Here is a 12,354-nt window from a genome sequence, read left to right on the forward strand (position 1 = left end):
CGAGATGCTAACGATTGCCAGAAGCTTGGAAAATTGTACTGCTTAGATCTGAGAGATGCGTACTTTTTTCTTCTTAATGCGTGTGTTGTTGAGTGTGTCAATGGCCGCTTTCATTTTTGAAGCATCTATGGCAACAAATGCACAGTCTTGTTTGATTTCGATCACACCAAGTTGATCCTTGGAAAGGTGAACCTGCTTGAAAAAAATACCGGCTATATCTCCTTTAGATATTTTATCCTTCCGGCCGCCTGAAATGTATAGCGTCCGCCACTTTGAAGGTGAGAGTTGTTTGACCTGACTTAGCGTTTCAATTTTAGCGCTTGTAACGAAATCAGGGAGTGGCTCTTTTTCCCACTGCAAAATGTAGGCTGTTCCTTTGGTGTTCATTCTGGCAGTTCGTCCATTTCTGTGAGTGAATTCCTCGCTCTTTTGAGGCAGCTGGTAGTGTAGAATGAATCCCAATTCAGGGATGTCGAGTCCTCGCGCAGCAAGATCTGTTGCTACAATGAGCTGATGGGTGCCGTTTCGGAATTTTATAAGTGTGCGCTCTCGATCGATTTGTTCCATGCCGCCATAGAAGCATCCATGACTGATTTTATGAGCTTCGAGGTGGGCACTAACGCGCTGAATCGTGTCCTTGAAATTGCAAAAAATGATGCCTGGCTGGTTGCCAATATGGCTGAGCGCTGCAACGAGAGGGTTGAGTTTATCCTTATCTGGAGATAGGATTCGCTTGATTTTCAGTTGGGACGTGCCTTGTCCTAAGTGGTTGACTGTTATTGGATTTTTAAGTCCAACAAATGAAGGAATGGGTACTCCTTGCGTGGCGGAGGTTAGGATGCGTCTTTTTACGTTGTGCAGCGAACTGATGATTTCTTTCATCTCGTCCTCAAATCCAATTTCCAGAGACTTGTCAAATTCATCTAGAACAAGCGTTTTGATGTCTCTAGTAGGAAAGTTTTTGTAATGTATATGATCTGAGACCCTTCCAGGTGTCCCAATCAAAATAGCAGGCCGGTGCTTCAACTCGATTTTATCCTTAGAACCCGTGCGACCTCCATAGACTGAATTTACCTTGTATCCTGTTCCCATTTCTCGCACAACAGATTCTATTTGAATGGCCAACTCCCTGGATGGTACAAGAATCAATACCTGTACTTCGGTGCAATCAGCATCAAGATTTTTTAAAATAGGGAGAAGGAATGCGACCGTTTTACCTGTTCCTGTAGGAGAGAGCAGCACCAAATTGCTTGATGACTCCAGCGCCACAGAAGCTTCTTCTTGCATTGGGTTTAGCTTCTCTATGTTGAGCTTTGCAAGAATATCTTTTTGGCTTTTGATGGACATAGAATAACTGAAAAGGAATGATGATTACAGTAGGTGTATAATATGCAAAGATATGGATTAGTGCAGCTATATTTTTTGCAATCATATTTTCATTCGTCTCTCACAAGTTTGACAAACGAAGGATGATGCTGTTGCATGGAGGTGAGGAAGTTGAATCTTCAAGGAGGGAGGCAGACCTGTTATATAGAGCGCAAGAATCTACTAAAGATTATCCGGAGTGATACCACTACATTGGCGGGATGCTTAATGTGCTTGTCCCCAAGCTACCTGTGAGAGGAAAGGGACTAACTCCACAGTAAGTACCGTCATTCCAAACCTGATGAAGGAGAGTAAAGGAATCCCATAACCGTTTGGAGGAGATTGCTTAGGGGCAGACTTATTTCTTAATCATTCCTCCTACTATTGCTCCAGCTACTGTCCAACCGATAATTATCTGCGAAAGACCCACAGCATAGAGTTGTAAATCATGCAAAGGAGAAAAAACGAGTGGATACGAAACCAGCGGCAATCCAAAACCTATCACGGCCTTCAGGCTTGCAGAGATGCCTGCACGAATTCCTGGTTCTCCCTTTAAACGAATAATCAAGCTTATTCCCCAGGCAATAAGTAAGGAAATTAGAACTCCACCGATGTACCAAATAGGATTATCATTCGCATATTCTTCAGCGGTGTATCTGTGAGCTGAGATTTGAACGTCCCTAAAAAGAAGTCCATACCAAATACCGCCAAAAGTGCTGAGGAAAATGGAAGCTAGGATAATTGAAGAGGGACGTATGCTTAATTTTTGCATAATGAAGGTTTCTGATTAAGAACGAGTGATTACTTAGATGATAAGTTTGATACTAGATGCAGCTTGTATTTTGAAGGTTGCTTGGCGCGGTTGCAATTGTAAAAATGCCTAAAGCGACACAGTAATCTGTACCGTCCGAGCTTGAGAAAGGAGGGTGAAGGAATCCCATAACCGTTTGGATGAGATTGCTTCGGTCATGCTTCCCTCGCAATGACATGGAAGATTTTAATGCTGCCTTTTCAAAAGACTTAAGAAAAAAGCAAAATAGATGTGTATCAAATATGTCGTTTCTTGGATACTCTCTCACACCGCATTCAGCCTTTTTGATAAGCGGCCACTGCTATGCTGCAACAATTTGTTTTCTTTACGCCTCCTAATAAAAACTTAAACCCTATGAGATTACTAACAACACTTATCACCTTGACGCTTTGCACGTCACTCATGGCACAAGAGCAGCGCATGTTCATGCCTAAAGAGATGAAGCAAGCGTATGACAAAGGCACCCGATCGTATGACGGGAAGCCCGGCGCAAATTATTGGCATAACACTGTGGACTATGAGATTAAGGTTTCCATTGATCCTGAAACGCGGGGTATCGATGGTGAATCCAAAATCACGTACACAAACAATAGCCCAAATGACCTTACCAGAATCGTTGTGCGCTTGTATAACGATGTGTATCGTAAAGGAAATCCACGTGCATCAAGAGTAGACGAACGCGATATCGATGATGGCGTAACGTTAAATATGGTGCAGGTGAGAGGAGACTCTGTAGACATGGCCAGCAGAGCTTTTTCACGAAGTGGAACAAATATTTCTATTCGACTGACTGAGCCACTTAAGAGCGGCGAAAGCATTGATCTGGCCATCAACTGGGAACAGTTTGTGCCTTACACCAACAGAAGAACGGGAGTTGCAGACAGCACGTCTTTCTTCGTAGCATACTGGTATCCACAAGTAGCTGTATACGATGATGTTTTTGGGTGGGATACCCAGAACTACTCGTTCAGAACAGAGTTTTACAACAACCTGGCTAACTTCAATGTGGAGTTTAGCGTGCCTAAGTCTTTCACCATTTGGGCGACAGGAGTGTTGCAAAACCCGGACGAGGTGTTCAATGCTGATATTCTTGATCGATACAATACAGCTCAAACTGCCACTGAGCCAATGGACATCATGAACGGTGACGACCTTGAAGGTGGATTTGAGCATAAGTCCGGAACATGGAAGTTCAAAGCAGACGAAGTTCCAGATTTTGCCTTCGCAATGAGTGATCACTATGACTGGAATGCTGCTTCACAAAAAGTGGATGGCAAAGATGTATTGATCAGTTCGGTATATCCTTCTGGAAATCCTCAAGCATTTGCTGCGATGACACCCAATCAGCAAAAAACGATGAAGCATTTCTCTGAAGACATCCCAGGTGTACCCTACCCGTATCCAAGATTTACAACGTTCATCGGGCTCGGTGGAGGAGGTATGGAGTTTCCAATGATGGCATACAATGGTGGCCCTGGCCTAGGGGTAACGGTGCACGAAATGTACCACATGTACTTTCCAATGTATGTTCGAGTGAACGAACGAAGATTCGCATGGATGGATGAAGGATGGGCGGACTACATCACTTCATTGGTGACCAGCAGATTTTTCAGAAATGATAGCTCTGATCTTTTCACTAACTACAAAGGAAGCGTAGGAGGGATGCAAGGACAATACGAAGACGTGCCTTTGTTTACTTCCTCACAATTCATGGATGGAACAAATTATGGCTACTCTGCGTATCCGCTGCCTGCTTTCATTTACTCCATGTTGCATTATCACTTGGGTGACGAAATGTTCTTCAAAGCGTACAAAGAATACATTAACCGTTGGGCAAAGAAGTCTCCAATTCCGTTCGATTTCTTTTACACATTTGAAGATGTAAGTGGACAAGACCTGAGCTGGCTATGGAAGCCATGGTTCTTTGAGTATGGCTATCCCAACGTAAGAATTGATGGCTTCAAAAAGGATAAACTGACGGTTTCGAATTTGGGTAACCGACCTGTGCCTGTGAAGGTTGAGGTGAAGTATAACGATGGCACGGATTACGAAGTGTCCATGTCTGGAAAGACGATGGCTGGAAAAGATAAGTTTGAGGTTTCCATTCCAAATTATAAGGAAGTGGAATCAATCTCTGTGAATGCAAGCCTTCCTGATCTGGATGACACTGATAACTTTTATCCCCCATTAAAAGATCGAATGGCAAACGTGGAGGTACCTGATTATGTCTATGGGTCGTACAATATTGCGAACTTCAACATAACCGCAACCATGAAAAATGAAGATGGTTTGGTGAAAATGCAATTGCCAGCTGCAGGGATGAATGTAGTGGTAATGCCTAAGGAAGATACGTGGGAGTCATTGGATGGTCAAATTGTGATTAAGTTTGACAATAGCGGTGAAAAAACAGGCATGAGCATGGAATTGAAACAATTCGGTGTGACGGTGCAAGGAACAAAAGAATAGCTAAACTAACCTAAGCTAGAACGGCCCTCTCTGCATTGGCGGAGAGGGCTTTTGTGTTCTTCACACGCTATTCTGTTGTACGGGTAAAAAGGACGTTTCTATTCCGGTTGCTGTTTAGCAGCAGCTCGGAAACCCGGGTATCTTCCTGGCCGACTTTCGCCCGATAGTTACCAAACCAAAATACATCCGGTTCAAAAATCTGAATGCTATATTCATTCTGGCCTTTTGTAACCAGGTATTCCTTGTCTTTCACATATTTTACCTCTAAGCGCACATCCAATTCAGAGTTGTAATAGGTGCCGTTGAGTTTTTCATAATCATAACCTTCCCAGGTAATATCTTCCTTGGTGAGGGTATACGAATCATGGGTGGGGTAATACGCTGTGATTTGCATGCCCAATTTTGGGTCGATGGTAAATGCCTGCTGAAAGGCCGGGTCGTTGATTTCATGGTAGATGTTTCCTTCTTCATGCTCAATCGCGACAGGGTTCCGGTCTGCTCTTTCCAGGAAGAGTGTATCTGATCTCATGACGAAGCGATAGTAATAGCCACCGGGTGTCTTGTACGTACCCAGAAGGGAATCTATCGAAACAAAAGCTTCGACGGTTTGTGGCTTTCTTGGCTTAGGTGACGGAGCGATAGCACCGGTAAGGATCTGGTAGCATTGCTCAGTTACATAGCTTGCTAAGATGTTGGTGTAGTTGGTCATCACCACGATGGTGAGGTTTTCTTCGGTGTAGCGTGCAAATGTGGCGCCATAGGCTCCGGTCGATCCGTGGTGAAAGGACCTGCCATCTTCGAATTCAAGACCATAGCCATATCCCTCAAAGGTGCCGACTATCGGGCTTTGACTTTTTTCCATGGTTTTTGCAGTGAGGAAATCACTTTCCTGTTGTTGGATCATCACTTCCCAGGCCAGTTGATCCGGCAAGGTGGTGAATAACGCACCATCACCAATCAAATCTGTATTCCATTCATACATTCGGTACTTTTTCCAAAATCCGTAAGGAAGGACGCGGCGGGGAATATCAGTATGGTCCGGTTCAAAGCCCGTGCTGGTCATGCCCAGATTATTGAAGAGGTCGTCCGAATAGTCTTTGAATGATTTGGAGGTCACCTGTTTGATGATCTCTGTGAGCAGGAGATAGTTTGAGTTGCTGTAGATGTGCTTACTTCCCGGCTCAAAGCTGAGTTGTTGTTGCTTCATGAGCATGTCTATTGCGTCTTGGTTAGATAGCGTCTCTTCCCACCAGGTGATGCCTTGCAGGTTCCATAGTTCATACACATCCCTAATGCCACTAGTATGCGTAATTAGGTGCTGTATTTGTATCTCTTCATTGATATCCGGGTAGAAATCAGGCAGGAATTTTCGAATATCATCTTCCAGGTTGATTTTACCTTCCTCTATTAACGTTAAAACAGCAAGCGCAGTAAACTGCTTCCCGCTGGAGGCATAGTTGAAACGTGATTCTTTACTCAGCGACGTTTTCTTTTTCAGGTCGGCATACCCGGCATACGATTCGTAAATGATGGCTCCATTTTGTATAATACCTATCGCAAGGCCGGGAGCGATCTTTTCAGCGAGCTGTTCGTTGATCAATTTATCCAGCTTTTTCTTGGTTTTGCTGTCAATTTGTTGGGCTTGCCCAAGGAAAAGTAGTCCAGTGAATAATGTTAGTAGAATGAATTTCATGAGTTTTTTGAAGATAAAATTGATGTTCCTAGCTGATCATTTCGCTCCAAATCATGATTTGACACCTATTTGTTAGCCTTTTTCAGGTAATCATTTGGCGTGATTCCCATTCTATTCTTAAAAACCCGATTGAAGGTGCTCTTGGAATTGAAGCCACAATCCATGGCCAGAGCGAGCAATGTGAAATGTAGATGGTCCTCATTGTCAATTCTTGCCTTGAGAGCCTCCAGACGAGCTTCGTTCACATAGTCGTTGAAATTCATCTCAAAACCTTGATTGATGGATTGAGAGATGATACGTGGATTGGTTTTTAAGTGGCTGGCAACATCCTGCAGTGTTAACCTTGGATTTTTATATGCACTGGCGTCTACAACATAGGCATGAATTTTAGCTTTCCATTTCTCAACATCTGCAATGATCAGCTCCTTTGTTTGATTTTCCTCTAGACGTGGAGAGGGGAGTTGATAGGCAAATGAAGCAAGTATTCCATTGGTATAGCCAGCGAAGGTGATGTAGTAAAAAGTACATGCGAATATCAGGTAGTACCACCATTTTAGCCCAAAGTCTCCCCAGTTGGGAAGTGCTAGCATAAACAGCACTCTCAATGCCAAGATGAAAATGAGGGAGAGGAGGAATCGCTTAAGCCAACCGTAGGTAATATTTTCAGCAAAACTCACCTCGTCTAAAATCCGAGCCTTATACTTCTGATAATTTTGATAGCTGGACGTGGTGTATGCAAGAATGGAGATAGTTCCAGTGATTTGATACCAGGGAGAAAGATCTTTGTCTTTACCATCGGCATAAAAGTAAAACTCATCGAGTATGAAAAAGTCCACAACAAAGACCAGCAAGCTATACAGGAAGTACAACGTTGATGGCAGAAAATGGAGGTATGCTTTTCTGTCTAGCGTGAACCCTGGTTTGATGAGGCTTTGTACATAGAAGTAAATAACCGGGCCGATTAGAAAGAGCTGGTGAAATGGAAAAAAGAATAAAAACTCCCGGTAGCCGTCCATTGCATACCAACTTGAATGGCCAAGCATCCATGGGGCGATATATAGACAGGAAAGAAATACCAGTAGCGAAAGCCACTTTGATGAGCTTTCATTCGCTCTGCGAGACTGAATCAGAAGAGCCATGGAAAAAATGATTCCCTGACCAAAATAAATCAATAGTAAGGCTGTCTTGTAATAGATTCCTGGCATCCAACAGCAAGATAATGGAGGCTTACTTGTTGTCTACATACTGAAAAGGAATTCCAGCCTTATTTTCTAAATCTTCTCCCAGCTCTTTGTGGTCTTCGTCCCCTGCGTCGCTAAACCATCGGATCAGTAGCATAGCGCCCATGGCTTGCTTATCCTTTAGAGTCAGCATCAGCTGATACAGGCATTTCATGGTGCCTGTGTCAAAGTGTTCCAGTTTTAGTTCGACGACAAACGTAGGAACGGTCGTATTCTTAATTTGCTCTATGATTGGCAGGTAGAAATCCTGAACATCTCGCATGAGCGATCGGCCTTCAATTTTAAGCAATCCGGTTTGAGTATTAAATCTTATTCTTGGTAAAATATCTCCATCATCAGTCATAAGCGGGTGGTTTCTATCGGTTGATGTTTTATCTCTTCAAATAACCAGTAAGCGTAAAGTAACTTACTAATCCTTTTTCATTTCCTCAAATTTATCATTTTGCTTCGGTCTTGGGAAAACATTGTTCTCAAGATTTACATCCGGCAGCATTTGATTTGGATCTATTGCAACATTTACAACTTCCTTAGTCTTTAAAAAAGTCTTTGTCACTTCAGCTTCATTGAGTCTCCATATTTCTGCTGGGAGTTGCTGTACTTCTTTGGTGCCATCTGCATAGGTCCATTCGATTATCACTGGCATCACTAGCCCTCCTTTGTTCTGAAGTTTAAGTTCATAAATGTGTTTTCCGGACAGCTGATCTCTCATTTGTCCCTCATCCAGTCTGCTTAAAAATTGTCTATAGGTGCTACTGCTGGTAGGAACCATGGTGAATGGCTGTGGGCCATCAGAGAAACCTTCACCTTTTGCTCCACTTCCTGAACCCGATATGCGTTTACTATTCCCTTTTATTTGTTTGTTTTCAACAACGGCCTGTTCCTCTTTTAGCTGAAACCATTTCACATCTGCCAGTTCGATATCAACTGTCTCGGTGGTGAAAAACCATCCTTTAAAAAACCAATCCAAATCTGTGGCCGTGCCGTCTTCCAGTGTTCGAAAGAAGTCTGATGGGTTGGGGTGCTTGTATTTCCAGCGGTTAGCATACTCTTTGAACGCAGCATCGAAAAGCTCTTTTCCAACGATGGTTTCTCTAAGCATCTGAAGTCCTACTGTGGGCTTTTGATAGAAGTTGGCTCCCATTTGGAAGAGCAGGTCATTGTCTGAATTTGTCATGATTGGGCGGAGTGTTTTCTGATCGCCCATCATGAAAGGTATGATGTCTTTTGGGGTAGTGCTGGACCATTGGGGGTATCGCTCAGCTAGTGTTCGCTGGTGTAGAAATGTATTTAGCCCTTCATCCATCCACATCCACTTTCGCTCATCTGAGCTTACGATCATTGGAAACCAGTTGTGACCAACTTCATGGATAATCGTACTGGTCATGCCTCGTCTGGCCTGCTCGCTGATTTGACCATCTACGGGACGACCGCCATTGAAAGAGATCATCGGAAACTCCATTCCAATGTTGGAGGTGTTCACGGAAATTGCTACAGGGTATGGGTAGTCAAATGTTGCCTCTGAATAGACCTCCAAGGCTTGCTTTACACCATTGGTTGATTCCTCATTCCATACAGGCATTCCTTCATTCGGATAGAACGACATGGCCATTACTGTATTGGTTGGCAACTCAACTGCAATGGCATCCCAAATGAATTTTCGTGAGCTGGCAAAGGCTACATCACGCACATTCTCAGCCCTAAATTTCCAGGTTTTGGTACCTGATTTCTTCGTTTGCTCATTCTTTAGTGCTTCTTCAGGGGTGATGATGAACAGTTGCTCATCAAAAGATTTGCGTGCTTTTTCCATTCGATCTCTTTGGATCTTTGTCAATACTTCAGACTCATTGATAAGTGTACCCGTACCCGCTACGATGTGATCTTTTGGAACAGTTAATTCCACTTCATAGTCGCCAAATTCAAGGGCAAACTCACCCAGGCGTCTGAATTGCTTGTTTTGCCAGCCTTCTGTGTCGTTGTATACAGCCATTCTCGGAAACCAATGACCCAATAAAAATACCTTATTGTCATCCTCAGGGAAATATTCGTATCCTTCTCTGGATAGTAAAAATTGTGCACGATCGGTTATGTAGTTTTTCCATTTAATGGAAAAAATGATGTTCTCTCCTGATTTGAGTAACTCAGGTAGATTTATGCGTAACAGCGTGTTGTTTACGATATATGGTAAGTCAGCGCCATTGACATCTTTTATTGATTGAATATCCGTTCCGGCTGGAAAGTCGATCGGCCGAACCAGGTATTGCATCTGAAGTGAATTGATGGAATCACGAACCCCTCCCAAAACATCGCCGAAATCTTCATTTCCTTTTCGATTGACATTTTGTTCAATGTTTAGCCATAAGAAACTGAGGTCATGTGGGGAGTTGTTGAAGTAGGTGATGGTTTCTTCCCCAAGCAAATCGTTGGTGTTTTCATCAATGGATGCTTTTATTTTATAATCAGCTCTTTGCTGCCAGTAGTTTTCACCTGGAGCTCCTGATGCTGTGCGGTAAGCGTTTGGCGGAGCGAGTAAACGATCGATGGCATTGAATTTCCCAGAATATCCTGGTACATCCTGAGCGTTCGAAAGAATGGAAGTGGCCAGAATTGAAACTACGATTAAGAACCTCATACTTATAAATTTCTCGGAAGTTACACCAGGAAAGATTTTGTAAAAAGAAGGATTACACCGGTGGTCGTGCTGCACGTTCAATTTTTTGGGACATCACTTTTAAGCATAAAAAAAGGCAGCCATAAGCTGCCTTTCCTTGAGTCTTTGAGTTCTAAAGTCTTCCAGAAGCTGTTGCTTCACTAGTGCCTTCACCCTTAAGGTATTGGTCAAGAAATTCTTTGACTTGCCCATATCCCTTGATTTCATTTTCCTTTTTGCGGAAACCATGCCCTTCATCGTCGAATATGATGTATTCCACTGGAACGCCATTGGCCTTCACTCCAGCTACAATCTCGTCTGATTCTACCTGAAGTACCCGCACATCATTGGCACCTTGTAGCACCATGAGCGGCTTAGTCACATTTTGTGTATGAAAGAGCGGAGAGATATTATATAGACGAACTGAGTCTTCGGTGGTTGGATCTCCCAACTCATCATAGAGCGCTTTTCGGAAGCTTTCCCAGTATGGAGGGATTGACTTTAAAGTCCTTAACCAATTAGTTACACCAAAAATATTGACACCCACATCAAAAGCTTCTGGCTCAAAGGCAAGAGCTGCCATGGTCATATATCCACCATAGGAGCCTCCGATGATTCCCACCTTTTCCATGTCGATCACTCCAGTGGCAGCCAGGTAGTCTTTACCAGACACACAGTCTTTTAGATCCTTATCTCCATGGTTTTTATCATCCAGGTGATTGAACTCCTTTCCGTACCCACTGCTTCCGCGATTGTTAACCGCCAATATTGCATATCCATGATTTACCAAGTATTGGATCAACGCGAAATAGCTAAGCCTGGACTGTCCACCAGGACCGCCATGAACCCACACTAAAGCAGGAACCTTGTTGGCTTCAGACGCTTGCTTAGGTTGATAGTATATGGCCGGAATTTCCAGTCCATCAAACGATTTATAGCGAACTGCTTTTCCTTCTACCAGATCATTGGCAGCAATTTCAGGGTTGAGGGTTTGCGTTAGTTTTTTCAACTCTTCGGTCTCAAAATTGTACACGTAGATGTTGCTTGGAGAAGCAGATGTACTCACCGTCAACCGAGCCATTTTTTCACTTTTGGAAATGTTGACAGATGAAATGCTGCCGCCTTTTATTTCTGGAAGTGCTACTTCTTCACCACTTTCCTGGTTAATAATTTTGACAACCGTCTTCGCATCTTCATTGATGCCAATTACCCGATACTTTTCATTCCAGGAATCGTAGGCGTACCAAACGTCCCAATTGGACTCAAATTCTTTTTCTACTTCACCTGTTTCCAAATTTCTCTTGGCCAGGTAAACAAAGTCAGAACCTTCGTCGGTAGTGTAGAAGAGTGTTTGGTTGTCTAAACTGAAGAATTGTGGGCTGTATGTAGCATCGCCTTCATGTTCAGAAATATCTGTTTTCTCACCGGTTTCACGATCAAATAAGTACATTTTTCCATTCGCACTCGTAATGGTTTGTGTGAGCGCATAGAATCGTTCATTAGGAGAGATGGCACCTACATTCAATCCATCATTGTTTTGATAGATGATCTCGCTGATCGGAGATTCGTCATCTACAGATGAAATCTGCATTTCATAGATGTCCATGAATCGAGGATCACGCTTGTTAGAGGTCAGATACATGCTCTGTTCATCTCTGCTCCAACCCCAGAATCCATTTCGCACACTATCTCCAGGTGTTAAATCTTTGGACTGACCTTCAGTGGTGAGCATAAAAACCTTGAAGTTTTCATTCCCCCCTTCATCAAAGGAATAGACCATTCGATTGTCGTTAGGAAAATAAGACTGACCAAAATACGATTCTTGCGTTGAGTTGGTCATCTGGGTTTTTTCACCAGAGGCGACATCAATTTCATAGACATTGTATATGCCGGACTCATTGCTATTCACAAGTAATTTGGATTCGTCCGGAGAAAAACTTCCCCCACCAATATTCACATTTTCATAGAATTGATTGATGGTGTACTTGGTTACTTCAGGTACTTCATTGGATGGTGAGCTACAGCCAATGAGTACCGCAAAGGCTAGTAGTGATAGTGTTTTTTTCATGATTTAAGTAGGTTAAATGTGTGTATGAAGTTACGCATAATTTGAAGTGAAAGAAAAAAGGCA

Annotated in this window: 8 protein-coding genes; 1 reads left to right on the plus strand and 7 read right to left on the minus strand. The window is 43.1% G+C overall.

All coding sequences use genetic code 11. The features are described from left to right. Window positions 1–42: 42 nt before the first annotated feature. Window positions 43–1,347, minus strand: coding sequence for a DEAD/DEAH box helicase (locus ABJF57_RS18025; RefSeq protein WP_462232733.1), 1,305 nt, complete (start codon window positions 1,345–1,347; stop codon window positions 43–45). A gap of 376 nt (window positions 1,348–1,723) precedes the next feature. Continuing rightward, complete coding sequence (locus ABJF57_RS18030) at window positions 1,724–2,137, minus strand: DUF1761 family protein (protein ID WP_462232734.1); 414 nt, start codon at window positions 2,135–2,137, stop codon at window positions 1,724–1,726. A gap of 393 nt (window positions 2,138–2,530) precedes the next feature. On the opposite strand from ABJF57_RS18030, the gene ABJF57_RS18035 reads away from it, so the two are divergent. Further along, window positions 2,531–4,642 (plus strand): M1 family metallopeptidase, encoded by a 2,112-nt coding sequence (locus tag ABJF57_RS18035; RefSeq protein WP_462232735.1) that lies wholly within the window; start codon window positions 2,531–2,533, stop codon window positions 4,640–4,642. A 67-nt stretch (window positions 4,643–4,709) separates the two neighbouring features. Here the strand turns inward: ABJF57_RS18035 and ABJF57_RS18040 are convergent, their stop codons facing one another. The 5 genes from ABJF57_RS18040 to ABJF57_RS18060 all read right to left on the minus strand — a co-directional run bounded on the left by ABJF57_RS18040 (window position 4,710) and on the right by ABJF57_RS18060 (window position 12,291). Continuing rightward, window positions 4,710–6,335, minus strand: coding sequence for a serine hydrolase domain-containing protein (locus ABJF57_RS18040; protein WP_462232736.1), 1,626 nt, complete (start codon window positions 6,333–6,335; stop codon window positions 4,710–4,712). 65 nt (window positions 6,336–6,400) lie between these two features. Then, a complete protein-coding gene (locus tag ABJF57_RS18045; RefSeq protein ID WP_462232737.1) occupies window positions 6,401–7,540 on the minus strand; it encodes a helix-turn-helix domain-containing protein in 1,140 nt (379 codons plus the stop codon). A gap of 22 nt (window positions 7,541–7,562) precedes the next feature. Further along, a complete protein-coding gene (locus tag ABJF57_RS18050; RefSeq protein ID WP_462232738.1) occupies window positions 7,563–7,919 on the minus strand; it encodes a SiaC family regulatory phosphoprotein in 357 nt (118 codons plus the stop codon). Window positions 7,920–7,985: 66 nt separating this feature from the next. After that, the gene (locus tag ABJF57_RS18055; protein WP_462232739.1) at window positions 7,986–10,205 is read right to left on the minus strand and encodes a M1 family metallopeptidase; all 2,220 of its coding nucleotides are present in this window, start codon (window positions 10,203–10,205) and stop codon (window positions 7,986–7,988) included. Window positions 10,206–10,356: 151 nt separating this feature from the next. After that, window positions 10,357–12,291, minus strand: a complete 1,935-nt coding sequence (locus tag ABJF57_RS18060; protein WP_462232740.1) for a S9 family peptidase — start codon at window positions 12,289–12,291, stop codon at window positions 10,357–10,359. Between the last annotated feature and the right edge of the window lie 63 nt (window positions 12,292–12,354).

It is taken from the genome of Ekhidna sp. (assembly GCF_039940915.1).
Taxonomy (GTDB): domain Bacteria; phylum Bacteroidota; class Bacteroidia; order Cytophagales; family Cyclobacteriaceae; genus Ekhidna.